This window comes from Treponema sp. R80B11-R83G3, assembly GCF_054786115.1.
The window spans coordinates 56714-83504 of record NZ_BDHF01000608.1 but is presented as its reverse complement, the minus strand read 5'-3'; the positions used below and the strand labels follow the sequence as shown (position 1 = coordinate 83504).

Below are 26791 nucleotides of genomic sequence, written 5' to 3'. Positions count from 1 at the left end.
TACAACACTTCCGTAACCCGGCCGTCATGGACTTTTGCGGTAACAGAAACCGAGCCAAATTTTAATTCAGCGGCATTTACCAAAAGACGCGTAATCATCGCCTCTGCCTTGCTCTGGTTCACGATTTCACTTCCTTAGTGTTTTTCTCAAGCCATTGAAGCAACACAGATTGCCGATACAGTACCCTGCGCCTCACCTTCGTTCTAGGGATTTTTAAGCTGTCCAAAGTCGCCATACATACTCCCAAGTAATTGGCGGCCGCCTTCCTCGATAGGACGCTGTCTTGTAAAGAAATGGTATTCATAATTCCTCCAAAATGAAATTTTCTAAACACAAAAAAAGCCGCCACCCATCTGTCGGAAAAAAAGCATGGCTTATATCCCATGCCTATCCCCGGCAGGATAGGTGACGGCTGTCCGTGTTTAGTTATCTTTTATACAATTACATTATACTTATGTAATGTTATTTTGTCAAGATATTTTTTATTTTTTTCTCTTTTATTTTACGCAATTAAATGTAAGAAGAAAGACAAAGAAAGACAAAGAAAGACAAAGAAAGACAAAGAAAACAAATAATGAGAATAAAAGAGTTAAAATTGCACATAACATTTCAATTGCACATAACATTTCAATTGCACATAACATTTCAGTTATGCATTTGCCCCGAAGGTATTAAATTGCCGAAGCTTTCAATCTGCGCCTGCTGTATCCGTTCCCTGTCTCCGGCTTTACGGTGGTCGCTGTAGTGATCGAGCATTACAAGGGTTTTATGTCCTGTTTGCGATTGCAAAAGTTTTTCATTCACCCGCTCCCTCATATAAGCGGTGAAGTAATGGCGCCACCCATGAAAGGTATACGCCTTCGCCGATTCCTTACTCATGCCGGTTCTTACCAGAGCCGCCCGTAAATCCCTAATAAAAATTTCCGCTTCCATCGGTTTGCTGTCTGACAGTTCCGCCCAAAAAATAAAACTGTCCATGCTTGCCCCGTGCGGATTGCGCCCAGCCAGTGCGAGCAGTTCCTGAATAATCGCCGGAAATGGCACTTCCACGGTCCTGCTCTCATTGTTCTTGGTTGTTTTCAAGCCGTCCATGAAGTTCCAGCTATGCCTGACATACAAGCAGTCCTTGCCTAAATCCTGAACCCTCAAGCCCTGTATTTCCCCTGCCCTAATGCCTGTTACCATCGCGAGCATATTGGCAAGCCGTGCGCGTTCATCATTCCATGAAACACGAAAAACCGCTGCGGCAAGTTCGGGGCTAAGTATTTGGCGTTCTGCCGTACTTCCTGAAAACTTGGTGTGTCCTGACGAAACATCGGAATCAATCATTCCCCGGTGAAAAGCCCATTTCAGAGGTACTGTCCCGGAAGTAATAATTTTATTTTTCCGTTTTGATGAAAGCGTAAGTTCTCCTAATTCCGATATAAAGGCATCTACATCGGCCCATGTAATATCTCCCACAACTTTGCCGGGGAAAAATGGAATCCAGTATTTTTCAACATCGCCGGACTGCCCCTTCACGTAACGCCGGTGCAGTCCGTGTTTTTTCCGTAGTTTCTCTTTGACGTATGGAGAATTTTCGTAATTCCAGAATTCCCTCAGATACTCCCCAAAGTCAACAGCCTGCTTACTCTCTGCCAGCACGTAACTTTTAAGGAATCCTCTCCGCTGTAATTCCTTGCATATAAAAACGGCGTCGGCTTTTGTAATATCCGCCGACTTAGCCATGTCTCGGAGGCTGTACTGCTTTATATTAATACAGCCTTCTCTGTTGGGGATTCCGTCCCTAAGCCAGGTAAAGGCTGTTTTTACAGCCTCTGATTCCGTTTTTTGCTTGGTACTTATTGCGGGAAGATATTCACCAGTTTCATCGTTTTTGAACGCTACCAGATAACATGGGCGATCCGCTCTTTTGAAAACTGAAAATGGGAGGTTCTTCATATTCCTAACCCTTGCAAACGGCATTGAAAAACGATTCCATGTGTCGTTTTTATGTGCCGTTTTCGTTATACGCAATGATTAAGAACGCCCGTTGTCGGGTAGTCCTCCCCATAATTCCTTATCACATAAGGAGTTAAGGTTCCAGCCAGAACCGGGAATCGAACCCGGGACCTGCGCATTACGAGTGCGCCGCTCTGCCATCTGAGCCATCCTGGCTAATATTTTCTTATTATATCAATTAATTCTCTAAATATTCAATAACTGTTACCCGGCGTAGCCGTATAGTTTCACGTTCTTAAAACTCCAACTCAACCGCGCCTCTCGACCTTATCCTCAGTACTGTCAGCGAACCTGCGCCGAATACCGCTTCGATATATGCGCGGTAGGCTATCATTGCGTCTATTGGAATATAAGTTTGAATAGTTCCGGCGAAACCGCCGCCGTGGACCCTGCACGCGCCGCGCAGTTTTTGTTTACGGAAAAAATTTTTTGTCAGCGCGAGAGCAGAGGCAATACCTTGATCTTTGGGGCGGGTTGGGGAAAATACGTTTTGCAAAAACTCCCATGAAGAGTCGCCCGATTCATTTACCAAATCCAAATAGGAGCTTAACGTCCGCTGTTTTTCGGCGGCTGTCGCGGTTTTTTCCATTTCCAATAAAATCGCCGTCATTGCGTCTACTCTTTCGTTTTCATTAAAAAAGTGAATGGCGCGTAAAAACGCCCTGTCTCCCAATGAATTTTGCACTTCGGCAGCGCGGGAAAGGAATGTTTCTTTTTCCAATTCCCTAAGTACGGATTTGCCGAAAAACGAGGCGACAGCTTTCATTTCCGCCGGAATGGAAGCATAATCGGCGGTAAGGTCGGCGTGACTGCCGCCTGTGTTCACTACGCAAAGAGCGTAACCGGCGGCGGCAGGATCAAAATTGATTTGCCTTACTTTGGGGAGCGAAACATCGGCAAAATCAATCGCTACAGCGCCCCCTGTGGCGCACGCCGCCTGATCCATTAAACCGCATGGTTTTCCAAAGTGGACATTTTCCGCTATCTGGCCAATTTGCGCTATTTCCAAAGCGCTAAGTTTTCCCTCACCGTAAAGAGAGTCGAATATGCGGCATAAAAGAGTTTCAAGCGCCGCTGATGATGACAACCCCGAACCTATAAGTACGGTTGAGTTTGCGTTAGCTGAAAAGCCGCCTGTTTTACAGCCGCGCTTTGATAATTCATCTGCTATTCCCCTAATGAGCGCTTCTGTCGTCCCTTTTTCTTCAGGTTTTGGCTGTAAATCAGGAGAGCCGTTTTTATCCGTCAAATTAATTTTTACGTCAGGAAATCCTGTTGAGCGGAAAAATACAATGTTATCGTTTCGTTTTTGAACAATGGCGGCATTATCCAGTTGAATGGACGCCGCCAGCACTTTACCCTGATTATGATCTGTGTGGTTGCCGGCAAGTTCCGTCCTTCCGGGAGCGCTGAAAACCCGCAAACTTTCTTGACAGCCGACAAACTCCTCCGTATTTTTTTGCGCTCCCAAAATTATCGATGTATAACGCTGTTTTGCGGCGTCAACTTCACGCTCTCCGTAAAGTTCTGTGAAAATTTCCGCAGAGTGTTTTGAATTAATTTTTTCCAAAAGACCGTTATCAATCATTGTACTTTTACGTCCGCTGTTTTTTTATAAATTATCAGATAATCAAAAAAAGAAATTATTGAAATAACTGCGGAAATAGCAAAGGCAATAAGCGCGCAGATTTTAATATACGGCAAGATCAGATTAAATAATCCCAATCGTTCAAAACTTACGGCTAAAAACGTAATAGCCGCCGTTATGATAAAAGCGACGGTTTTTATTTTTCCGCCCATACGCGCGCCCATAGCAATACCTTTTTTCGCCATCAGGTTGCGAAGGAACATGATGGCAAATTCGCGGTAAACAATCAGTAAAAATAAAAATGCCGCAAAAATACCGGCTGGAAAAACACCGTCGATAATAAAACAAAGGAAAAAAGTGATCTGCGTAAGCGTGTCGGCGAATGGGTCTAAAAGTTTTCCAAAGTCGCTTGTTAAGTTTAGTTTGCGGGCGGCAAAACCGTCAAAATAATCCGTTATTTCAGAGACGATAGCAATGATCCAAAGTACCGGCACTGTCCATGCCGCTCCGTTCACGAATAGCGAAGGAAAAAAGCGGGGTAAAAGATAAATGACAAAAAACACTGGGGCGAGGATAATGCGGAAAAATGACAATTTATTTGCAAGGTTCATGGTTAATATTGACTGTAAAAAGCGAATATGTCAATCGTTTTTTTTCTTGTCTTTTGGCGAAGAACTCTTTACGTCAATTAATACGGGAATAAGAGAGAATCCCAAATCTTTGCGTATTTTGTTACGTAAATACGAGATATATGAATCGCTTACAACCTGAATACGGGAAACAAAAAAAATGAAGTGTACGGGGTTTGCCGATTTTTGCACGGCGTACTTAATTTTAAAATAGGTTCGCGGCCCTGTAGGCGGCGGATATTCCTGCAACCACCGTTCCAAGGCCTGATTAAGCTGTGACGTTCCCACTTGCAGATTGAGTTGTCCGTACATTTTTATCGCCGTATTCAACAGTTTATCAACACCAGAGCCGTCTTTCGCGCTTACGGGGATAACGGGGGCGTATTCCATTTGACCAAACTGAAAATGAATTTTTTCTTCCGCGTCCTTAAATGTATTTTTTTGCTGGGGCATTGTATCCCATTTGTTAAGTGCCATAATAATGCCCCTGCCCTGGTCATGGGCGAGAGCGGCGATTTTCTTGTCTTGGTCTGAAAGTCCCTCTACCGCGTCAATCATTAGTATGACAATATCAGCGTCGCTGATTGTTTTAATCGCCCTATTTACGGAATAGTATTCGATATTTTCATTCACCTTTGCTTTTCGTCTTATGCCTGCCGTGTCCATGATAATAAAATTACGCGATTTCCAACTGAAACGCCCCTCAACAGTGTCTCTTGTCGTGCCTGGGATTTCGCTTACGATAGAAGCGTTCGCGCCTGTCAGCCTGTTTGACAGCGTAGACTTGCCCGTGTTGGGTTTGCCCAAAAGCGCTATTTTGATAACTTTTTCTTCCTGTTCTTCTTCCACTTTGGAAAAATCAAGACGCTTTAAAATTTCCTGTTGAAGCTCTCCGATATTGTCGCCATGCTCTGCGGAAATCATTAAAACTTTTTCAAAGCCAAAGGTAAGGACATTCCACGCGTCAGCCTCGTGTCTGCCACCTTCGGTTTTGTTTACGGTAACAATTAATTTTTTCCGGTACGGGCGTAAAATGTTTATAAGCTCTTCATCCTCGCTTGTTATCTCGCCGGCTTCAAGAAGCAAGACAACAAGGTCGGCTTTTTTTATTGTTTCAAGAGTTCTTTCAACTACCAATTTGTCAAGCTCATTGCAATCCGCTAGTTTGAATCCGCCTGTGTCGATAAGGCGTAAAGGTTTTTCATTGATAAAGCAATCCGCTTCTACGGGGTCTCTCGTAACGCCGGGCGTAGGATCGGTAATCGCCCTGCGTTTGTGAAGCAGTCGGTTAAAGAGCGTAGACTTTCCCACATTGGGACGGCCGGCGAGGACAACAGTAGGAAGGTTGCGGTATTTTATATTTGTAAGCATATTATTTCTTCCTAATCATTTTTATTAAGCCTGTAAGATTCTCGTCTTTAACAAGCGCAAGCAATAAAACACCTAACAACAGATAAATTATCGCGTTTATTATCAATGGTATGCCGTAACTGATAATACGCCCATGCCCGGCGGAAATATCACGTAACACAGGGGAGAGGAAATAAATTGGAACGGCGGCGATAGCGGAAAGAATTAACATTTTTAATATGTAAAGTAAAGCCGAACCTGTTACAGCACCTAATTTGATGTTGGGGTTTTTCCCAAGAAAAATCACGAGTAAAATTGTGTTAATCGCGCTTGCGAAAGACAGGGCAAACGCTATGCCCGCGCCCCGGAAAGGCACGGATAAAGCAGCGGCAAGGATAATGTTTACAACCATCGAAATAATTCCTGCGATGGTAGGAGAGACAGTATTGCTCTGAGCGTAAAAAGCCGGAGCGATAATTCTGTTAAGTGCTATAAATAAAAGTCCCGGCATGTGGAAGGTGAAAGCGGAAAGAGTAAGGGCTACAGATGTTTCGTCAAAACTGTGGCTTTGGAATAAAAGGCGGATTAAACTCTGCCCTTCTACAAGAGAGAACAATGTTACAGGTATCGCTATTAAAGCGATTATATTAATAGAAGAAATTAATCGCTTATTGTAAATATCCCATTGGGAAGTTTTTGCGTATTCGGTAAGGTTCGGCAGAAGCACTGTCCCAATCGACACGGCAAACACCCCTAAAAATAATTCCTGAAGCCGCAAAGAATATTGCAGGCTCGACACGACTCCTTCCCCCGCTCTCCCTCCTAACGCAGTGGAAACTAAATCGTTAATTTGATAGGCAGCCATGCCAATAACTGTGGGGCTGATCAATCTCAGCACTTTCCGCGTACCGGGATTGTCAATCGCGCGTTTAATTCCCGTGATAAAAAATTTATAGCCTTTTTTTATAACAAATGGAAACTGAATCGCCGCTTCAAGAAATCCGCCGATAAGGATGCCAACCGCCATTGCCCGGGCGGGATTTTTTGTAAAGGGACTCAAAGCGTAAGTGCAAAGTATTGTAACAATGTTTAATAAAATCGGCGCAAGCCCGGACGGAGTAAAAATGTGAAGGCTGTTTAACACTCCCTGAAACAACGCCGCAAGCGAAATAAATCCAAGAAACGGAAACATCACTCTTGTTAAAAAAACGGTCTCGTCAAATTCTTCTATTCCAAAAATACGGACAAGCAAAGGAGCGGCGAGTATTCCCGCCATTACCATCAATGTTACGATAAATGTTAGAAACGTAAACACGCATGAAAAAAACTCTCGTGCTTTTTCTTTGTCGCCCTCAAGCATATATTCCTTAAACGTAGGAATAAAAGCGACGGAGATTGAACCTTCGGCAAAAAGTCGGCGGAAAAGATTTGGCAACAAGAACGCTACTGAAAAAGCGTCGGATAGGGCGGTAGTGCCGAGGAACCTTGCCTTTGTCATTTCCCTGAGAAGTCCGAGGATACGTGAAATTAAAGTGAGGAGTGAAAGCGCCGACCCATGCTTTACAAGCGAAGCTGCCGTCTGTGGAGAATTATCAGATTGAGTTACTTCCATTTTTTTCCCGTTTGAAATGTACGGTAAATTTTACATTGTTTGGCGGATATTGTAAACCGACATTTATAGGAGGCTATACTGTTTTTTGTGTAAATGAAAACGTCATTTTTTCCCCATTCCTATTTACACAAAATTTATGACAAGCCTTGTAAGAAAACTGCTGGAAATTTGATTTTTTAAGAAGTAAGGAAAAATGGAAAATCTATTTACACAAAAAACAGGATACCTCTATTTATCCCAGACCGCACTAGAGATATTAATCAGTAATAAGTGATTGCCGAAGGAGAAAATTCTCAGGTATACATTTTGCCATAGGAAAATGAAATTATTTTTTAGCTGCTTTATGCTGTTCCAACTCTTCAAGTTTTCTTTTCGCAAGTTCTTTTACTATATCTTGAGGCATTGTGTCCAAAAGTTCTTTGTAATGAGGTTGGAATACCTTTCCGGATTCCATTATTATGCTACCTTTCTCCAAAGTAGTTTCTGATGTTTCTCTCATACGCTTCTTCTTCCTCGCTATCAGCTTCTCTGGCTGAAAAAATTCGTATTAATTGATCCCGCATGGTAAATGAAACGGTAATCAATAAATTTTACATTGTTTAACGGCTATTGTAAACAGGCATATAAGAGATTATACCATTTGCCCTCTACACGATGTATGCCCAAAGAATTTATTCAGTACAGGCGGACAGGCTGCGCACGCTGTAAAAACTTCGTAAGAGTCCGCCTCGCACTGGCGGCCACCTAAAGGCGGCCTTGCTTTTATTGGGGACTGCGGCATATTTATTGGTGCTCTCAGCGTGCGGCATTATTCATCTACACGGCTACGCCGTGCGTTTATTTGGCTGTGGCGGGGAACCCACAGAAGATGTTTTTGCCATGCGCAGCCTGCCCTGACTGTACTCAAGGATTTTTTTGGGCATACATTCTAACCACTAAAACACATTAAAAAAAGTATCATCGAAAAAGTCCTATTTATGTGTTTTAGTGGTCAGACGGTAATTAGGCATTTTCCCCCCAATTCCCACTTATACAAAATACTTGTAATTCCCCCAAAAAACGCTTGATATTTGCAACTTTCACTTGAAACTTTTAATGGGAACTGGTAACATATTCACAATGAGCCAAAATTCCGCCCATTTTACCGATAAAAATCATTCTCCAAGCTTAAAATTGCCTTCGGCAATTTTAAGCCATGATCGCAACAGGGCAACAGGGCAACAGGGCAACAGGGCAACAGGGCAACAGGGCAACAGGGCAACAGGGCAACAGGGCAACAGGGCAACAGGGCAACAGGGCAACAGGGCAACAGGGCAACAGGGCAACAGGGCAATTATATCAACCATGTAAAAATCGTGTCAACTATCTAACAGTATATAGTAAATCCAACTTTTATTTTTTCTCATTGTACATACAAGCGGACAGCGTGTTTCGATACGGGACAATTTGTCTTTTGTATAACTTTGTCGTTGACAAAGAATTCCGTCTCATAATGAACCGCAGGTTCAAGGACGGGTAAATCTTCGTGATTACCGTCCGTTCGCCAGCATCGTTGGCGCAGAAATTGGTAATCATAAAAAAAGAGGTTCTCAAATGAAGAACTTTGGAAAAGTTTTAGGCATTATCTCTCTTATAGCGGTAATCGGATTTTCAATGGTGTCATGCGGAGGCGATGACAGCGGTGGTGGCGGCGGAAGCATTGATTCTTCAATAGTAGGTAAATGGTATAATACACAGGCAAATGCCAATGCTGACGGTACTACAGGATTAATGTTTGAAATTAAATCTGACGGCACATTTACTGAAGGTGGTACTTATCCATATAATAGCGGACATTATGGCACAAAATGTACTACATCTTCAGGAACAATCACAACATGGGTTGGCAGTACAGATAAAGCCGCTGCGAAATATTCCGTTACAGGAACGGCATTATCCCTTACAAACGGCGAACACGGCTGGAATGGCATAACACCTGCAATTTATTACAAAAAAGCATCAAACAGCGGCGGCGGTGATACCACCTATACCGCAACGGCTGATAATGCAACCAGTACAACGGCCATCAATTTTACTTTTAGTGCGGCAGTTTCAGGTTTAACCGCAAGTGATATAACCGTTACTAATGTAACCGGCTCTGTTGCCAAAGGAGCATTGACAGGAAGCGGGACGAATTGGTCTTTGGGCGTTACCGTAAACACCGCCGGAACCGTAACCGTGATCATTTTAAAAAACGGCATCGAAAGCGGAAGCAAAACAATAACCGTTGCTAAAGGATCGGGCGTCGGTACTACAACCTATACCGCAACGGCTAATAATGCAACCAACACAACAGTCATCAATTTAACTTTTAGCGCGGCAGTTTCAGGTTTAACCGCAAGTGATATAACCGTTACTAATGTAACCGGCTCTGTTGCCAAAGGAGCATTGACAGGAAGCGGAACGAGTTGGTCTTTGGGCGTTACCGTAAACACCGCCGGAACCGTAACCGTGATCATTTCCAAAAACGGCATTGAAAGCGGAACAAAAACTGTAACCGTTGCCAAAGGATCGGGCGGCGGTGATACCACCTATACAGCAACAGCTGATAATGCAACCAACACAACAGCCATCAATTTAACTTTTAGCGCGGCAGTTTCAGGTTTAACCGCAAGTGATATAACCGTTACTAATGTAACAGGCTCTGTTGCCAAAGGAGCATTGACAGGAAGCGGGACGAATTGGTCTTTGGGCGTTACCGTAAACACCGCCGGAACCGTAACCGTGATCATTTTAAAAAATGGCATTGATAGCGATATAAAAATTGTTACCGTTGCCAAAGCATCGAGCGGAAATCCTTCATGGCCGACAGAATTACTGGGCTCTTGGTATGTTACTAATGCTAATATCGACGGCATAAGCTTTTACAATTCTACAGGCGGCGGCAAAGCTACCAGTTATTTTACCGCTCCGAACTCAATATCTAACAGAGGTCTTGAACTCAAATCAATCAACGGAAAAACCATTCAAGTGGTGATGGAGGGTTCATCGAAGTCGGATCCAGATGTAATAGTCACCTTGTGCACTGACTATACTGTTACAGGAGAAGGTCTTGAGACAACAATATTAGTTCTCAGCGGCGGAGATGCTATTTTTTCGAACTTAATGAATAAAGAGTATAAACTGCGGTCGAGAAATTAACGGTAACGTTGGTAGTAAACGCACGGGTGTCTCCTATGATTTAGTCAAGAGGAATTTTGTTTTTTCCTCTTGACCGCTCCCTCTCCTTAAGCACACATTGTTTGTCCGGCCGAAACAACCGGAATATTTTTCGGACCATCCCATTTCCGCGCCTCGTAAACCGTTTTATTGCGTAATATCGAGTACATGAGTTCCGCCAATTTGCGGGCTATCGAAACTATGGTCTTCTTTTTGCTTGCCTCCTGACATAGCGTATAATATTTATAACGCGTATGAAGAGCCCCGCCTTTTTTGCAAAGCGTCATCGACCAGGCCGCTTGCACCAGCAAACCTCGAAGATAAGCGTTCCCGCGCTTGGTTATATGCCCATGCCGTTGGATTGTCCCGGAAAAATCCAAGCGCGGAACAAATCCGATATAATTGCTCACTTGCGCCCCTTGTTAAATCTGCTGCCGTCCCCGACATGGGCTGTAAAAGCGAAAGCCACTACAGGACCGATGCCGGGTATGCTTTGCAGCCGCTTCATGTCCTCATCATTTTTCGCCTCTTCAGTCAGATACCCCCGGCAAAGCCGGGGGCTTGAATGGTGAACCGCTCAAAGCGGTTCGTTCTGGAACCGCCTAAAGGCGGTTTTTGGTGTTAGTTATCCTTGAACATTTCCAACTGATCAAGCCGGTGGTCCTCCGCTTCCTGTTCCCTGATATACTTTCGTATCATTGCTTCATCCCGTCCGACTGTTGACACATAATATCCTCTTGCCCAAAAATTCTGTCCGCTGAAGTTTTTTTGCATCCCTACAAATCTCCGCTCTATCGCAATAGCGCTTTTCCCTTTGATATAACCGATTACTTGCGCTACGGCATATTTGGGCGGTATTTCGATAAGCATATGGATATGATCAGGGCATAAATGCCCTTCTACTATCCGGCTCTCGCGTTCCCTTGCCAACTCATGGAATATACTTCCCAAGTATTTTGCCACTCCCCCATACAGCTGCTTCTTACGGCATTTCGGTATCCATACCACATGATACTTGCATTCCCATTTGCTATGGGCTAAACTCTTTACATCGTTCATTGTACCTCCTATCTCTTGAACTTTGGCGGTTCACCTTGATAGGAGGTTCTTTTATCTTCCCTGAAATGTCAAACTCTTTGAGTCCCCCGGCAAAGCCGGGGGATTACCTTGTATTTATGACAAGCCTTGCAAGAAAACTGCTGGAAATTTGATTTTTTAAGAAGTAAGGAAAAATGGAAAATCTATTTACACAAAAAACAGGATACCTCCCTGTATTGAAGAAAGTCTTTAAGCATACATCTTGCCATCACCTAGGAATTGTTCCCACTTAACTAAAAATATCTTTTCTCATACTGATTGTTTTGTTCCGTTTGCCGTTCATTTCGGCATTGGGAACAAAGCCGTTTTTTTGGTAAAAATCTATAACGCTTTTATTGTGTTCTATATCAGCATCTACAGTGAGGAAGCGGCAGGCAAAAAGTTGGCGATTACAAGTGCGGGCAACTGCTAAAGCATTGTTGATCATGTATGTGCCAAGTCCTTTATATTTACTCTGTGCCGGATTGGAAACAGCAAGTTTTGCTATTTTCATTGCTGGAATAGTCTTAAAAGGGTAATTAAGATTGTGGATTTCTTTTTCTGATACTGATAATTTAATTGCGTCAGCGATTAGCGACATATAAGCAACAATAGTACCGTTAGCTCGTTCTCTTAACAGCCATGTCAAGGCGATATGGTCGTTTTGAGAACGAAGGGCATCATCAAACAGATAATCGTTGTATTCATCTATAAGGCACGAAAAACCGCCTAATGAGGTATCAGATGAGAGTTGTTCAATCCAAAAATAAATATTGCCGTTTTCGAGGTTTATTGTCTGCCGTCTATTCATTTTATAAGAAGCCTCATAAAGGCTTCTTCTTCCGCTTTATGACGCTTCAGGACTGCCGCTGTCGGTTTACGGCGGATCTCCTGTATAACTTGATATATTATTTTTTTATCTTTTATCTCCGTTGGTTGGACGGGTTTTACTTTTGTTCCCATTATATTGCCTCTTTTTTTAATTTAATTTCTTGAAGGCATATTGTCAAGCGATAACTTTTTCTTGGCAACACACCAATGCCTGACACCGCTTTTTGATAGTGCCGTAAAAAGACCACAAAGAATAAGGGGTTTTTGTCCGTTATCTTATCGTAAAGCTCACGCTTAACCTTCGGACAAAAACCCCTTAATTCCTTTTATATTTCTACTACGCGCATATTTGTAGAAAATATCTTAGCTCTCTAGGTTCGCTCTGGTTCGTGTGGTTCGTGGTAGAAATTCTTTGTAAACCAATCCCTAGTAGTCCATTCCCCCCATGCCGCCCATACCGCCGCCAGGCATTGCCGGAGCTTCCTTCTTCTCAGGAATATCCGTAATGGCGCATTCGGTGGTGAGGAGCAAACTCGCAATCGACGCCGCGTTTTGTAACGCCGAGCGGGTTACTTTTGCCGGGTCAATGATACCGGCTTTCAGCATGTCAACCCATTCCATCTTGGCGGCGTCAAAACCGATGCCCTTCTTTTCGTTCTTTGCCTTTTCAGAGATGACTGCGCCGTCAAGACCGGCGTTTTCGGCGATTTGGCGGATTGGCTCTTCTAGGGCGCGTTTTACAATTTTAAAGCCGACTCTTTCATCGTCGGTAAGGTTGGAAGTGTCTGACTTGTCAAGCGCGAGACTTGCCTGAATCAATGCGATAGCGCCGCCGGGGACAATGCCTTCATCGATAGCGGCGCGGGTCGCGGACAGGGCGTCTTCAACGCGGTGTTTTTTCTCTTTAAGCTCGACTTCGGTAGCCGCTCCTACATTGATAACCGCAACGCCTCCCGCGAGTTTTGCAAGCCGCTCCTGTAATTTTTCGCGGTCGTAGTCGCTTGTGGTATCTTCAATTTGCGCTTTAATCTGCGCGATTCTGTCCTGAATGTCTTTCTGTTTGCCGGAACCGTTAATAATCGTGGTGTTATCCTTATCGATTTTTACGGTCTTCGCCTTGCCAAGCTGTGAAAGATCGGTGTTCTCAAGTTTGAGGCCGAGTTCTTCGGAAATTACTTCGCCGCCTGTAAGAATGGCGATGTCTTCCAGCATGGCTTTTCTGCGGTCGCCAAAACCGGGGGCTTTTACCGCGCAGGTGCGCAAGGTTCCGCGCAGGCTGTTCACAACCAAGGTTGAGAGGGCTTCGCCGTCACAGTCTTCGGCGATGATGAGCAGGGGCTTGCCGCTTTGGGCGACTTTTTCCAGCAAGGGGAGCATATCCTTCATGCTTGAAACTTTTTTGTCGTGGATAAGAATATAAACGTCTTCGTAGACGCTTGTCATGGTGTCGCGGTCTGTTACGAAATAAGCTGAAATGTATCCGCGGTCAAACTGCATGCCTTCTACAAATTCGATGGAAGTTTCCATTGTTTTGGCTTCTTCCACGGTGATAACTCCGTCTTTGCCGACTTTTTCCATAGCGTCTGCGATTGTGTTTCCAATCTCGCTGTCGTTGTTGGCTGATACAGACGCGACGTGAGAGATTTCTTCCTTATCCTTAATAGGTTTGGAATTTTTCTTGATTTCATCGACAGCGATTTCCACCGCTTTGTCGATACCGCGCTTTAGCTCGATTGGGGTCATACCGGCGGCGACGGACTTGAGTCCTTCTTTTACCAGCGAATAAGCCAATACTGTCGCTGTCGTTGTTCCATCTCCGGCGACATCGTTTGTCTTGGTGGCTACTTCTTTCAGTAACTGCGCCCCCATATTTTCGTATGGGTCGGCAAGTTCCACTTCTTTTGCCACTGAAACCCCGTCTTTAGTTACCGTGGGGGCGCCGAATTTTTTGTCCAAAAGGACATTCCGTCCCTTAGGGCCGAGCGTTACTTTGACGGCCTTTGAAATTTGCTCAACTCCGGCAAGCAACTTACGCCGGGCATCTTCGTTGAACATTAACTGTTTTGCCATATACATCTCCTTTTATTGCCGATAATCAAACTATGTTCATTCGGCATATATTAAAAAATTTGGCCTGACTTTTATATAAATCAGACAACTATAAAATACCAAATTGCTGAAATTTCGGCAATAGCCTTTTAACTATTCTTATTTATCTATTTATTCTTGTTTATCTATGGCTAAAACCAGCAATTTTGCCAGTTCAGCCGCTTCCGCCTGCGTAAGGGTGACGCCTTTGCCCATTTTTTCGCGTCCGGGAGCCCAATCCCTGATATCAAGTTTGGGCGTTCTGCCGCTCCAAGACACAAGATTTAGCTCTTTTTGCCAGCCGCTTTTTTCTTGGGAAATTACCCCAAAATGCTTTACCACTTCATAACTGAAATTATCCATAAAATAAATCCTCTTTATTATAAAATTTTAGTAAAGAATAGCATGAAAATATTAAAAAATCAGCTTGAAAAAGTGATATATTTAATGTATACTGTACCGGTAAACTTGAAAATTGTTCCCGGTAAGGAGGGACTAATGAAAAGAAAGATTTTTTTTGTTCTATTAACACTGTCAACAATTACATTGATGTGTATTTCCTGTAAAACAACGCCTAAAAAAGAAGAGCCTATTCCGGTTCCGGCAGTTTCAAACGAGGCAAAGAATAAAGCGGATCAAGCCAGGAAACAGGCAATGGATTTTGACAGTAACACTTATTTCCCAACTGAATGGGCAGAAGCTGAGAAACAATATGAGTCGGCAAATGATGACGCTTCTTATAAAGCCGCAGAAGACGGTTATAACGCGCTCTTTAAACAAGCCATTCCGCTTTATGCTCAGGCAAAGGAAGATGAAATGATGGCGGTCAGGGAAGAATTAATCGCTACCGGCTTTACTGATGTTTTTCCGCAGTACTTAAAAAAGGCGGATGATTTAGCCCTTTCAGCGCAGGAAAAATATAAAGCTGAAGATTATTACGGAGCCAAAGACACGGCAGCTTCGGCATTGGATGAATATAAAACCCTTTTAACCGGAGGCAAAACATTTTTAGTAAGGCAGGAAATTTTAAACCGTGGTTTTACAAATTATGACGCTGATAATTTTATAAAGGCGGATGCGACAGCCAAGTCGGCCATTGACGCTTATGACGCAGGAGATAAAAAAACCGCTCTTGCCAATGCGGAAGAAGCCCAGCTTCGTTACAATCTTGTGCTTTCAAACGGATGGACGGCCTATTCCTCAGAACGCAAAGAAGCCGCTTCAAAAGAAAGGGAATTGGCTGTAGCCGACAAGGCAAATATCGCGTCCCGTGAGACATTCCGTAAAGGAGAGACCTTACTTGAAGACGCAAAAGGTTTTTATGATGAGGGAAAATACTCGGAAGCCGCATTGGCATTTGTAGATGCTGAAGCGAATTACGCTATTGCCAGAAAAGAGACCGAAGAAAAACGCAAAAAAGCCGAGGAAGCGATGAAGATAGCCGGAGAAAAAATTGGAGAAAGTAGTGAAACGGCCGTAGAGGCTGAAAAAATAATAGAAGGAGGTTCAAGATGAACCGTAAAGTTTTATTTGTATTGATAATGTCAATGTTTTTTACAGTCTTAGCGTTTGCCCAGTATGATCTTCCTGAAATGGATGTAATTATTCCCTCTTATAGCTCGGTTGCGTATTTTGCAGCAGCGGGGGATGATAATGAATTGGCAATTCTCACCAACATAAGCAGGAATGAATATTACCTTCGCAGCCTTGAACTAAATAAAATGGCTGCGGAAACCTATGATTACGGCGATTATGAAGCTTCCGCCGGTTTTGCCCAAGAAGCGATACGTTATGCGGTACTTTCCGACGAGTATGTTTCCAATCAGCTTGTAGCCGAAGCTGAGCGTTTGATGAAATGGGCAAGTGATAACAAGTTTGATACAAAGTTTCCGAATAATTTCATTGAAGGAAAGACACAATATGAAAACGCGGTAAGCGCCCGTACTGACGAAAACTGGAACGATTCTATTGATTCCGCCATTAAAGCAATTGAAATTTTTACGGCGTTTCAATCCAACAAACAGGTCACGACAACTCCCGCTAAACCTGCGCCATCCGGCACATTGCCAAATCAGTATACTGTCAGAACATGGAGAGTAGAAAAAGATTGTTTATGGACTATCGCCGGTTATTCGTGGGTCTACGGAGATCCATGGAAATGGAAAGTGCTATATGACGCCAATAAGGATAAAATGCCCGAACCCGCGAATCCCAATTTGATTGAACCCGGTATGGTGTTGGACATCCCCCCCCTAAGCGGTGAAAAGCGTCAAGGCATGTGGAGTCCTACCAACAAATAAAACTGACCACGAACAAAGAAGGGAAGAATTTACCACGAACCACATTCACCTGACCACTCCAGAGTGGTCAGGCAAGCCAACACGAACCAAGAGGGATTAGCGTTTACTATTGATAAACGCGTAAGGCGAGAGCAAAGGAATTAGGGGTTTTTGTTTGTTATCTTATCGTGAAGTCTCATGCTAAGCTTTCGGACAAAAACCCCTGATCCCTTTGGATTTCTACTACGCGCATAACTGTAGTAAATCTCGCTACTTTCTTTGTTCGCTCCTTGTTCGTGTGGTTCGTGGTAGATATCTTCGATCCTGTTTCGTGTGGTTCGTGGTAAAATTTATTTAACAATATTTATTATAAAGAGCCAAGGCGGAAGCCATTAGCGCGTGAATGTACGGCTCTTTTCCCATGCCTTGAATTACGTCATCGGCATTTACTAAAACAACTTCGACATACTCGTCTTCGTCAAGCGATTGTTTGCCGCAGTTTGTCAGTTCTTCCGCGAGAAAAAAATGAACTCTATTGGACATTATCGCCGGGTTGGGGCTGAATTCCCCTATCTTTTTTATCTTCTGCGGAACGTATCCCGTCTCCTCGCGCAGTTCCCTAATTGCCGCATCTTTTGGATTTTCCCCCTCTTCAAAAACGCCGCCGGGAAATTCAAGGCTTAAACTTCGCGCTCCATGCCGCCACTGCCTAACCATGACAAATTGCTTTCCATTTACGCTTTCGATAACAGGCACAACAATAGCCCAGTCCTTCGCCTCAATAACCGAGAAAACATGAGATTTGCCATTTTTCTGCGCCGGCGGTTTGCAAACAGATTCCCAAACAGAGAATACCCTGCACTTAAAAACCTGTTTACGCTCTTCTTCTGACCACTCTAGTAGTTTTTTGTCCATAGTAAATATTAGCGTATTACGAATTTATTGTAAAGATTTTCACACCAAGATCACAAAGAGGGGATCAGGGATCTCTGTCCCTAAACTTATCGTGAAGCCCACGCATAGATTAATAACAACAACCCCACTCCCCATTCCCTACTCCCCACTCCCTATGCTACTCTTCATGAATTATTCCTTATTAACGCTTGCCCGTAATAAAAGTTGAGTATAAACTATAAGTACTAAAAATGAAAGCGTATATTGATATAGTTCAAAAAATTCTTAATAGCGGTACTCGTAAATCTAACCGTACCGGGGTTGACGCTCTAACTATTGCCGGGGCTATGTTTGAACATGATATGGCGGAGGGGTTTCCTTTGCTGACTACAAAAAAAACGCCTTTTCGTCTGATTGCGTCTGAATTGGAGTTTTTTATTCGCGGCATTACCGACAAAGAGTGGCTTAAAGAGAGAAATAACCATATCTGGGATGAGTGGTGCAGTTCTGACGTGGTTGCTTACGGTAATGATGACGAGACAAAGGCAAAAATGATGAATGAGCGCGAACTTGGCCCAATTTACGGCTGGCAGTGGCGCAATTTCGGCGCAAAGTATACGGCGCATAACGTTCCCGCGCAGGGACAGGGTATCGATCAACTTGGTATGCTGGTGCAAACTCTTAAAACAAATACTGATAACAGGCGCATGATTGTAAGCGCGTGGAACCCAATTGACCTTCCACGCATGGCGCTGCCGCCGTGCCATTACGCTTTTCAGGTAACGGTAATTGACGGCAAAGTGAACCTTCTTTGGAACCAGCGTTCCGTCGATGTCGCTTTGGGACTGCCCTTTAATATTGCCGGTTACGGATGTCTTTTACACCTGCTTGCGAAAGAAGCGGGTCTTGGCGAAGGCAAGTTAATCGGCTTTTTAGGCGATACGCATATTTACGTGAACCATCTCGAAGGTATTCGCGCGCAAATAGAGCGCTATCCAAAAGTTCTGCCGCGAATAAAGACGGATAAATTCACTTCTATTTTTGATTGGCATTACGGTGATTCGGTTATCGAAGGGTATGATCCGCACCCGGCGATTAAGTTTGATATTGCGGTGTAATAGAATGGAAAAAAATACTCCACAGGAAATAATTATTATTGCGGCGATGGCAGAGAATAGGGTTATTGGGAAAGATAATGCTATGCCGTGGGTGATTAAGGAAGACATGGCACGGTTTAAGAAACTGACTAAGGGGTGGCCTTGCGTTATGGGAAGGAAGACGTGGGAGTCTTTGCCTGTAAAACCGCTTCCGGAGCGGTTGAATGTTATTGTTTCGCGGACAATGACTGCTGACACTCCTCTCCATAAGGATGTAAAAATTTTTCCCTCCCTGTCCGCAGGCGTTGAGAATTGTTCAGGCTATGAAAAAATATTCATCATCGGCGGAGAGACGGTTTACAGGCAGGCGCTTAAGCTGGCGGACAAAATTGAATTGACGGTGATTCATAAACAGTATGATGGGGACGCTTTTTTTCCGGAAATAGATACAGCTTGCTGGCAATTGTCCAATACCGAAGATTTTGACACTTTTTCATTTTTAACATATACTAAAATTAATAAAAATAAGGAGCAAATATGAAAGGACCTATTTTAGTCGTGCTTGCGGCGGGTATGGGAAGCCGTTACGGCGGGCTTAAACAGATGGATAAACTCGGAAAAAACGGCGAAGTACTGCTTGATTATTCCGTGTATGACGCGGTTAATTCGGGGTTTGAAAAAATAGTTTTTATTATTCGCCATGATATAGAAAAAGATTTTCGCGATCTGGTATTGGCGCGGATGGGTTCAAGGGTAAATAGCGCTCTTGCTTTTCAAGACCCTGACAGTTTGATACCGCCTGATATTTTCCGCGCCGCACAGGAAGCGGGAAGAAGCAAGCCATGGGGAACGGGACACGCCCTGCTCTGCGCTGCGGATAAGATTGACGCGCCGTTCACTGTAATAAACGCCGATGATTTTTACGGCAGGGAAGCGTTTGCCGTTATGGGAAAACATCTTCTCGGATCTGACGCCAATGTTTCTTCGATTGTGCCTTACCGCCTTGATAAAACGCTCAGTCCGCAGGGAACTGTAACGCGCGGCGTTTGTGGAATTGAAAACGGTTATCTAGTCAGCGTGGACGAATTGACCGCCATCGAACAAAAAAACGGGCGCATTTTTAACACCGCGCCTGACGGTTCAATCCGTGAGCTTGCTCCCGATACTCCGGTATCAATGAATTTTTGGGGCTTTTCACCTGATTTGCTGCCAGAATATAAAAAATATTTTGATGAATTCTTAAAAACTTTCGTAGCGGATGTTAAAGGACAGATTAAAAGTGAATGTTTTATTCCCAAAGCCGTGGATTATTTTATTAAACATGGCAGTGTCAAAGTTAAAGTCCTCTCTGCCGGTTCAAACTGGTTTGGAGTAACATACAAGGAAGACAAAGAGGCTGCAATTAAAAAAATTGAAGAATTAACATCTTCCGGCGTATATCCGCCTTCCCTTTGGAATAATTAATGGGCGTTCCATTAATATTATCAATTACCGCGTTTCTGTCTTTTATGCCTATTTCCGAACTGCGCGGCGCGATTCCGTTTGCGATTGCGAATGGCATTCACTGGTATTGGGCTTATCTATTTGCCGTAGTATTGAACGCCCTTGTCGCTCCTGTCTGCTGGATATTTCTCGCGACCATACACAAATTTTTGTATGGCGAGAGCGAAGATAAAGGTTTTCGATGGTATAAAAGTTTTTTTAATCATTTTGTTGAAAAAGCGCGTAATAAACTTTCGGAAAAACTTGAAAAATGGGGATGGCTTGGCATCGCTATTTTTGTAGCGATTCCCCTGCCCATAACGGGCGCATGGACTGGAACGCTTGGCGCATGGATACTGGGCGTCAGTAAAAAACGCACGATGGCGGCTGTAATTTTAGGCGTAGTAATCGCGGGAGCGATTGTAACGGCAATAGTTGTTTTTGGAATTGAAGCGGCGAATTTGTTTATAAAGAAGATTAAATAAATTTAGCTTGTCTACATTGTCTTTTTATCTTATACTGAAATTGTTCGTAAAACAAGCTTGAAGTTTACGGACAAATCCATTTAATTTAAAGGAGAATATTATGGCTGAATTAAAAGGTTCAAAGACAGAGAAAAATTTACAGGCTGCGTTTGCCGGCGAATCCCAGGCGCATGTTAAGTATCAGTATTTTGCTTCAAAAGCGGAAAAAGAAGGCTATCAGCAGATAGGCGCGATTTTCCGTGAGACTGCTTTTAACGAAAAGGAACACGCGAAAATTTGGTTTAAATTTTTGCATAACGATAATGTTCCGCCGACCACCGACAATCTTAAAGCCGCAGCGGACGGTGAAAACTATGAATGGACTGATATGTACGCAGGTTTCGAGAAAACCGCCAAAGAAGAAGGCTTTGACCATATTGCCGAATTATTTAAAATGGTCGGCAAAATTGAGAAAGAGCATGAAGAGCGATACCGCAAACTGCTTGCCAATGTCGAAGGCGGCTTAGTGTTTTCGCGAGACGGCGACCAAGTTTGGCAGTGTTCCAACTGCGGACACATTATCGTTGGCAAGAAAGCTCCGGATGCGTGCCCCGTGTGCAAACACCCCAAGGCGTATTTTCAGATTAAAGCGCAAAATTATTAATCGTGGAAACGGGAATAGCCGTTAACGCGGCGGTTTCAGTTTTAAGTTAAATATGGCAGAAAAAGCGGTAATCGCCATGTCGGGCGGCGTTGACAGTTCTGTCGCCGCCGCCCTCATGCTTGAGAAGGATTTTCAATGTGTTGGCATAACGCTTAAACTTTACAAGGGCGAAAGCAGATGTTGTTCGCTTGCGGACGTAAATGACGCAAGAAACGTGGCTTTCAGTTTGGGCATGGATCACTATGTCCTAAATTTTACCGAAGAATTTGACAAACAGGTTATCCGCCATTTTATAGAAACTTACGAACAAGGCGCGACCCCTAATCCCTGCATTGAATGTAACCGCCATATAAAATTTAACCTGCTCCTTCTTCGCGCGCGTCAGCTTGATTTTAACTATCTTGTTACAGGTCACTATGCGCGTACAGCTAAAGATGCAAGCGGCAGATATTTGCTTTTAAAAGCGTTAGATGAAAAAAAAGATCAAAGTTATGTGCTTTATTGCCTTACCCAGAAACAGCTTCAATGCTCCCTTTTCCCTCTTGGCGGACTTTCCAAAAATGAAGTGCGTAAAATCGCTGAAGATAAAAAGTTTGTAAACGCGGCAAAGGGGGAGAGCCAAGACATTTGTTTTGTCCCTGACGGCGATTACGGCAATTTTATCGAAAACTACACAGGTAAAACATACCCGCCAGGCGACATTATCGACATAGAAGGGAAAAAAATAGGCACGCACAAAGGCCTTATCCGCTACACAATCGGGCAAAGGCGCGGATTGGGCGTCGCCGCCAATTATCCTGTTTATGTAACATCAAAGTCAACCGCCGCAAATACCGTTACGCTTGGCGCAGACGACGCTCTTTTTCGCAAATCGCTATCCGCCAAAAACATCAACCTTATCGCCTGTGAAGACTTAAAAAAACCGTTACGCGTAATGGTAAAAACCCGCTACTTGCAAACCGCCCAAAGCGCGACGGCAGAACAAACAGGGGAAGACAATTTGCACATTGAATTTGATTCGCCTCAACGCGCGATTACTCCGGGGCAGGCGGTTGTTATGTATGATGGGGATATTGTTGTCGGCGGCGGAACGATAGAGTAGAACTGTATAATAAAGAAGAATTTTTACCACGAACCACACGAACCAATACGAACTAGTAGATAATGAATATATTACAAACAATGATATTAATAACTCCACACTACACTACACGATGTATGCCCAAAGAATTTATTTAGTACAGGCGGGCAGGCTGCCCGCCTGTACTCAAGGATTTTATTGGGCATACATCTTCTAGCGGTAATAAGTACATCACAGTCTAGTTTGTTTTATTTGTTCATGATACAATAAAAACATGGAGCTTGACTTTGAAATAGACAAAATAACCGAATCAATAGAAAACGCCGAAACAGGCGAAACTCTTAATACTCTTGTCTTGCCCGTAACAAAAGCCGATTTGGAGGAAGTAACCAAGAAAAACGGCTGGCTTTTTAATTGGAAACAGGAGTTTTCCGAACCTGAAAAGCACGTGTATAAACTTGTTGCCGAGAAAGAACCGCAAACTATACACGGCATGGTATCGCTTGAAAAACGTGTAAAACATATTTTTATGCATTTAATAGAAAGTGCGCCGTGTAACATCGGCAAAGAAAAGAAATACCTTGGGGTATGCGGTAATTTGACCGCTTTTGGCTGTAAATTATAGAAAGATTTAGGTTTTAATGGAGTTATCGCTTTCGATCCTAAGACCGCTCTAATCCCCCATTACGAAAAGACGCTTGGGGCAGTTCTGATAAGCGAGCGAAGAATGGCTGTTTTTGAAAAAGACGCTCAAGTCTTACTGGATAAATATTTCCCTGAAACGGAGGCAAAATTATGATATGGTTAGATACCAAAGAAGAAGTAGACTTTGACTGGTTTATGGAAGTCCTGAGAAACAATGAACTACAGGTTGTCAGCAAAAAACTAACCAAAGAAGACGATGAAGAAATCTGTAGGGCAATTGATGAATACAATGCAAAATGCAACAGTAAGGCACCGGTAGCTGCTGCCTAAGCAATTCGATCACGTCAACTTTTCCTCTCCACACTACACGATGTATGCCCAAAGAATTTATTCAGTACAGTCAGGGCAGGGCTGCGGATGGCAAAAACTCTGGGAGAATCCGCCTACGGAGCCTTCCGCCGCCTAATAAACATATATTAGCGTTATACTTCGAAATCTTTTTTTTATTAGGCGGCGGACGTTTATTCTCTGAATTTTCTTTGTTTTATTCCCAAGTCTCCTACGGCGGGGAACCCACAGAAGATGTTTTTGCCATCCGCAGCCCTGCCCTGACTGTACTAAAGGATTTATTAGGCATACATCTTATAGCGGTAATAAGCATTTTACCAGTGTTAGCTATTAGCAATTAGCAATAGACATCATTGATAGCGTATAAATGTCGCATAACGACACTAGGGAAAAGTGGTGTCAGGTACTGTTGCATATACAATTCGTAAAAACTTCCCATAGGGGTTGTTAATAAATGCCGTCGGGCAATAAACGCAAATATAACTTTTGGAGAAAAAAGATGTACGGAAATGTAAAAAGATTTTATGCCGTTGTTTTGTTTCTTGCCGCGCTGTCCGTTTACGGGCAGGCAAATAAGCCTGTTCCGTTAGATACGGCGCTCATGGTGGCGGCGGAACGCATTGACGGAAGGCTTTCGGAAGGAATTAAAATCGCTTTGCTCAATTTTAATTCGCCAACCGATAAGTTTTCCGCCTATGTTCTTGATGAATTGACCGCTTATCTGGTTGACTCAGGAGCGCTGGAAGTTATTGACAGAAAGGAAATTGATCTTCGGCGCAATGAATTAAACTTCCAAATGTCAGGAGACGTTAGCGACGCGTCAATGCAGTCAATCGGGCGCACGCTTGGGGCGCAGTCTATAGTATCCGGCTCGCTTACGGAAATTGACGCCGGATACCGTATCGTAGTCCGCGTGTTAAATGTTGAAAGCGGGAAAGTGGAAGTGCAATATAGGACAAATATAATTAAGGACAACCTTGTAATGTCATTGCTTAATATAGCCCGTCCTCCAAAAACGGCGGGTGAAAAAACAGGGACAGGAGCGTTAAACATTTTGCTCGGCCTTGGCTCGTACCTTGAAGGCGACATTGGCGGCGGTATTACTATTACGGCGGGTTACGCGGTCGCGGCTGGGCTTTTTGTCGTAGAGGCGACAATGCTAGACTGGGACAATCCGATGGTCGGCGTTCCAGCGACTGCGGGAGTCGCGGTAGCGGGATTAACATTAGTTTACGGTTTTGTAAGGCCGTTTATCTACAACCGCGCGCCGCGTGTAGCGGATGTTATGGACAACGCGCGATTTAAAATTGTTCAAACTCCAGTTTCAGATAACGGCGCTTTGGCTTTTCAATTGGCGTATTCAGTCAAATTTTAAGGAGGCATAAAATGACAAAACGGCGGATAGGGTTTTTTATTCTGATAACGGTTATAGGTATAACATTTTTAGGTTGTGATTTGATGGCGACTCTTTTTCACGGGGAAAAACCGCCCGACACTCATACCGTAACATTTAACGCCAACAGCGCGACTGGAACGCCGCCTGAAACGCAAACGGTAAACGCCGGCACGGTTATAAATCTTCCCGATAAAGGGGGTTTAAGCAAGGGGACGGATATATTTGTAGGCTGGAGTGAAAGCACAAGCGGGAGCGGGACAATTTACGCCGTCGGGGCTTCCGTTACGGTTACCAAAAACATGGTTTTTTACGCCCAATGGTTTGACGTAAATACCCCGCAATTTACCGTTACCTATCACGCCAACGGCGGAAGCGGGACAGTTCCGCAACCGCAAACGGTCTACAGGGGGATAAGCGTTACCATCCCCGGACAGGGTACGCTCAGCAAAAGCGGCAAAATATTCAGCGGCTGGAACACGCTTGATACGGGAGGTGGGACGAACTACCTTGCGGGGGCGACATACACTGTAACCGCCGATGTAACTTTATACGCCAAATGGCTAAGCGAGGTTCAATATACCGTTACTTATCACGCCAACGGGGGAAGCGGGGTGGTACCGCAACCGCAAACGGTTGATCCCAATACGGAAGTTATCGTGCAGGATCAGGGAAGCTTGGCCTATACGGGGAAAAAGTTTATAGGCTGGAATTCCCAAATCAACGGCGGAGGGACAAATTATACGGCGGGGCAGACGTTTAATGTAACGGGAAATATAACGCTTTACGCAAAGTGGCAGGATTTATTTACTGTTACATTTAACGCTAACGGGGCAAGCGGTACAGCGCCAACAGCGCAGAGTGTAGACCCGGGAACGGTAATAAATTTGCCGGGGCAGGAGAGCATGAGCTATTTGGGGAAAACGTTTGAAGGGTGGAATACCAACGTAAATGGTTCAGGTACAAGTTATGCGGAAGGTGCGGCATATACTGTAAATGCGAATGTTACATTGTACGCGCAATGGGTTATACAGCCCGATCCTCCTCAAGGTGAAAATCCACCGGGCAATACCGTTGCAGAAAAACTGGCTTATATAGCCAATAATGCTGGCGATGGGACGGTATATGACATTGCCATGAGTAGCAATGTTTATATGGGGCCTACAACGGTTGCTACTATGGGCAGGAATATTACCGTTATTATCCGCAGCGCGAGTTCAGCGGATGTCAAATCAATTCAGCTTGAAAGTGTTGGGCATCTTTTTTCAGTGGATAACAATATTACGCTGGTATTAAAAAGTATTGTACTCAAAGGGATGAGTACGAATAATTGCGCTCTCATTCAAGTTGGGAAAGGGGGTAAAATGATTCTTAATTCTGGTTCAAAAATTACTTTGAATACAAATACTTCGAACTATGGCGGTGGCGTATGGGTAAATGGTGGTATTTTGGAAATGAATGATGGTTGTGAAGTCACTGGGAATGTAAACGGTATTCTTTCCAGTTATTATAGCAACGCTTTAAGAGGAGGAGGAATATATGTTGGAAACCAAGGCAGTATTACTATTAGAGGAGGAATAATTAGCGATAACAAGATTAATTCGGCTTTTCGTTCAGGTGCTGGTATGTGTATAGAAGGTAGTTCAACAGGAAGAATGGAAGGAGGAACAATCTCAAAAAATATAACTATTGGTGGTGGTGCACCTCTTGGTGGAGGCGTATTTGTAGCTAGTGATTCAAGTTTTATTAAGCGAGCTGCTTCAGGAAGTAGTATCAGTGGAATTATTTATGGCGGAACTGGGGATAATGCAAATATTACCTCAAGTAATCAAGGTCATGCTGTCTACCGTAATTCTGGTACACTAAAAAGCCGCAATTCCACCCTCGGTTATTATGATGAAATTAACACCCTGTCCGATGAAGGCTGGGAACAGTAAAACAAACGCCGCTATTGCCGACAGTGTTGGTAATAGCGGCGTTAACATACAAAAACAAAAAAACAGTCCTGTATGGGGCTGGAAAATTTGCCATAATACGGCAAGCGGATAACGGAGGCGTATTATGAATAAT

General features: G+C 43.8%; 27 protein-coding genes, 1 tRNA gene and 1 pseudogene. 15 read left to right on the top strand and 14 right to left on the bottom strand.

All coding sequences use genetic code 11. The features are described from left to right. Nucleotides 1-645 precede the first annotated feature (645 nt). The 7 genes from ACYVRH_RS16030 to ACYVRH_RS16000 all read right to left on the bottom strand — a co-directional run bounded on the left by ACYVRH_RS16030 (nt 646) and on the right by ACYVRH_RS16000 (nt 7679). Nucleotides 646-1941 (bottom strand): tyrosine-type recombinase/integrase, encoded by a 1296-nt coding sequence (locus ACYVRH_RS16030; protein WP_461257846.1) that lies wholly within the window; start codon nt 1939-1941, stop codon nt 646-648. Between the two features lie 143 nt (nt 1942-2084). Further along, nucleotides 2085-2157, bottom strand: a tRNA-Thr gene (locus ACYVRH_RS16025). A 79-nt stretch (nt 2158-2236) separates the two neighbouring features. Then, nucleotides 2237-3589 (bottom strand): galactokinase, encoded by a 1353-nt coding sequence (locus tag ACYVRH_RS16020; RefSeq protein ID WP_461257845.1) that lies wholly within the window; start codon nt 3587-3589, stop codon nt 2237-2239. Beyond that, nucleotides 3586-4200, bottom strand: a complete 615-nt coding sequence (gene pgsA, locus ACYVRH_RS16015; RefSeq protein WP_461257844.1) for a CDP-diacylglycerol--glycerol-3-phosphate 3-phosphatidyltransferase — start codon at nt 4198-4200, stop codon at nt 3586-3588. The genes ACYVRH_RS16020 and pgsA overlap by 4 nt, the downstream gene beginning before the upstream one ends. 30 nt (nt 4201-4230) lie before the next feature. Next, complete coding sequence (gene der / locus ACYVRH_RS16010; protein WP_461257843.1) at nt 4231-5589, bottom strand: ribosome biogenesis GTPase Der; 1359 nt, start codon at nt 5587-5589, stop codon at nt 4231-4233. Nucleotide 5590: 1 nt separating this feature from the next. After that, nucleotides 5591-7180: a murein biosynthesis integral membrane protein MurJ gene (gene murJ, locus ACYVRH_RS16005; RefSeq protein ID WP_461257842.1), complete on the bottom strand. Its 1590-nt coding sequence runs from the start codon at nt 7178-7180 to the stop codon at nt 5591-5593. A gap of 325 nt (nt 7181-7505) precedes the next feature. Beyond that, entirely contained in the window at nt 7506-7679 is a 174-nt protein-coding gene (locus tag ACYVRH_RS16000) for a hypothetical protein (protein ID WP_461257841.1), read from the bottom strand. Between the two features lie 596 nt (nt 7680-8275). On the opposite strand from ACYVRH_RS16000, the gene ACYVRH_RS15995 reads away from it, so the two are divergent. Both ACYVRH_RS15995 and ACYVRH_RS15990 read left to right on the top strand, forming a co-directional pair. Beyond that, a complete protein-coding gene (locus ACYVRH_RS15995; protein ID WP_461257840.1) occupies nt 8276-8530 on the top strand; it encodes a hypothetical protein in 255 nt (84 codons plus the stop codon). A gap of 243 nt (nt 8531-8773) precedes the next feature. Beyond that, nucleotides 8774-10360 (top strand): hypothetical protein, encoded by a 1587-nt coding sequence (locus ACYVRH_RS15990; RefSeq protein ID WP_461257839.1) that lies wholly within the window; start codon nt 8774-8776, stop codon nt 10358-10360. A gap of 86 nt (nt 10361-10446) precedes the next feature. Here ACYVRH_RS15990 and ACYVRH_RS15985 read toward each other — a convergent pair. The 6 genes and pseudogenes from ACYVRH_RS15985 to ACYVRH_RS15960 all read right to left on the bottom strand — a co-directional run bounded on the left by ACYVRH_RS15985 (nt 10447) and on the right by ACYVRH_RS15960 (nt 14737). Continuing rightward, nucleotides 10447-10886: pseudogene (locus ACYVRH_RS15985) on the bottom strand (transposase). A gap of 113 nt (nt 10887-10999) precedes the next feature. After that, on the bottom strand, nt 11000-11437 hold the full coding sequence (tnpA, locus tag ACYVRH_RS15980; protein ID WP_461257838.1) for an IS200/IS605 family transposase: 438 nt from the start codon (nt 11435-11437) through the stop codon (nt 11000-11002). Nucleotides 11438-11705: 268 nt separating this feature from the next. Then, nucleotides 11706-12266, bottom strand: a complete 561-nt coding sequence (locus ACYVRH_RS15975; RefSeq protein ID WP_461257837.1) for a GNAT family N-acetyltransferase — start codon at nt 12264-12266, stop codon at nt 11706-11708. Beyond that, a complete protein-coding gene (locus tag ACYVRH_RS15970) occupies nt 12263-12418 on the bottom strand; it encodes a hypothetical protein (protein ID WP_461257836.1) in 156 nt (51 codons plus the stop codon). The genes ACYVRH_RS15975 and ACYVRH_RS15970 overlap by 4 nt, the downstream gene beginning before the upstream one ends. Before the next feature lie 294 nt (nt 12419-12712). Beyond that, complete coding sequence (gene groL / locus ACYVRH_RS15965) at nt 12713-14356, bottom strand: chaperonin GroEL (protein WP_461257835.1); 1644 nt, start codon at nt 14354-14356, stop codon at nt 12713-12715. A 150-nt stretch (nt 14357-14506) separates the two neighbouring features. After that, nucleotides 14507-14737 carry a YdbC family protein gene (locus ACYVRH_RS15960; RefSeq protein ID WP_461257834.1) on the bottom strand — a complete coding sequence of 77 codons (231 nt, stop codon included), beginning with the start codon at nt 14735-14737 and terminating at the stop codon, nt 14507-14509. A gap of 135 nt (nt 14738-14872) precedes the next feature. Between ACYVRH_RS15960 and ACYVRH_RS15955 the strand changes: the two genes are divergently transcribed. Then, entirely contained in the window at nt 14873-15889 is a 1017-nt protein-coding gene (locus ACYVRH_RS15955; RefSeq protein WP_461257833.1) for a hypothetical protein, read from the top strand. Further along, complete coding sequence (locus ACYVRH_RS15950) at nt 15886-16674, top strand: LysM peptidoglycan-binding domain-containing protein (protein WP_461257832.1); 789 nt, start codon at nt 15886-15888, stop codon at nt 16672-16674. The genes ACYVRH_RS15955 and ACYVRH_RS15950 overlap by 4 nt, the downstream gene beginning before the upstream one ends. 333 nt (nt 16675-17007) lie before the next feature. On the opposite strand, the gene ACYVRH_RS15945 is transcribed toward ACYVRH_RS15950, so the two are convergent. Continuing rightward, entirely contained in the window at nt 17008-17568 is a 561-nt protein-coding gene (locus ACYVRH_RS15945) for an NUDIX hydrolase (RefSeq protein WP_461257831.1), read from the bottom strand. A 230-nt stretch (nt 17569-17798) separates the two neighbouring features. Here ACYVRH_RS15945 and thyA point away from each other — a divergent pair, with 230 nt between their 5' ends. The 11 genes from thyA to ACYVRH_RS15890 all read left to right on the top strand — a co-directional run bounded on the left by thyA (nt 17799) and on the right by ACYVRH_RS15890 (nt 26658). Beyond that, complete coding sequence (gene thyA, locus ACYVRH_RS15940) at nt 17799-18665, top strand: thymidylate synthase (RefSeq protein WP_461257830.1); 867 nt, start codon at nt 17799-17801, stop codon at nt 18663-18665. A gap of 4 nt (nt 18666-18669) precedes the next feature. Beyond that, complete coding sequence (locus ACYVRH_RS15935; RefSeq protein WP_461257829.1) at nt 18670-19185, top strand: dihydrofolate reductase; 516 nt, start codon at nt 18670-18672, stop codon at nt 19183-19185. Continuing rightward, complete coding sequence (locus ACYVRH_RS15930) at nt 19182-20108, top strand: hypothetical protein (RefSeq protein ID WP_461257828.1); 927 nt, start codon at nt 19182-19184, stop codon at nt 20106-20108. Before ACYVRH_RS15935 ends, ACYVRH_RS15930 begins: the two co-directional genes overlap by 4 nt. Further along, entirely contained in the window at nt 20108-20611 is a 504-nt protein-coding gene (locus ACYVRH_RS15925) for a COG2426 family protein (RefSeq protein ID WP_461257827.1), read from the top strand. Before ACYVRH_RS15930 ends, ACYVRH_RS15925 begins: the two co-directional genes overlap by 1 nt. A gap of 100 nt (nt 20612-20711) precedes the next feature. Continuing rightward, nucleotides 20712-21254, top strand: coding sequence for a rubrerythrin (rbr, locus tag ACYVRH_RS15920; protein ID WP_461257826.1), 543 nt, complete (start codon nt 20712-20714; stop codon nt 21252-21254). A 52-nt stretch (nt 21255-21306) separates the two neighbouring features. Continuing rightward, nucleotides 21307-22356, top strand: coding sequence for a tRNA 2-thiouridine(34) synthase MnmA (gene mnmA, locus ACYVRH_RS15915; RefSeq protein WP_461257825.1), 1050 nt, complete (start codon nt 21307-21309; stop codon nt 22354-22356). Between the two features lie 253 nt (nt 22357-22609). Continuing rightward, a complete protein-coding gene (locus tag ACYVRH_RS15910) occupies nt 22610-22960 on the top strand; it encodes a hypothetical protein (RefSeq protein ID WP_461257824.1) in 351 nt (116 codons plus the stop codon). Nucleotides 22961-23130: 170 nt separating this feature from the next. After that, nucleotides 23131-23310 carry a hypothetical protein gene (locus ACYVRH_RS15905; RefSeq protein WP_461257823.1) on the top strand — a complete coding sequence of 60 codons (180 nt, stop codon included), beginning with the start codon at nt 23131-23133 and terminating at the stop codon, nt 23308-23310. Nucleotides 23311-23354: 44 nt separating this feature from the next. Beyond that, the gene (locus ACYVRH_RS15900; RefSeq protein WP_461257822.1) at nt 23355-23669 is read left to right on the top strand and encodes a hypothetical protein; all 315 of its coding nucleotides are present in this window, start codon (nt 23355-23357) and stop codon (nt 23667-23669) included. A 158-nt stretch (nt 23670-23827) separates the two neighbouring features. Next, a complete protein-coding gene (locus tag ACYVRH_RS15895) occupies nt 23828-24703 on the top strand; it encodes a CsgG/HfaB family protein (RefSeq protein ID WP_461257821.1) in 876 nt (291 codons plus the stop codon). 11 nt (nt 24704-24714) lie between these two features. Then, complete coding sequence (locus ACYVRH_RS15890; protein ID WP_461257820.1) at nt 24715-26658, top strand: InlB B-repeat-containing protein; 1944 nt, start codon at nt 24715-24717, stop codon at nt 26656-26658. Nucleotides 26659-26791 lie beyond the last annotated feature (133 nt).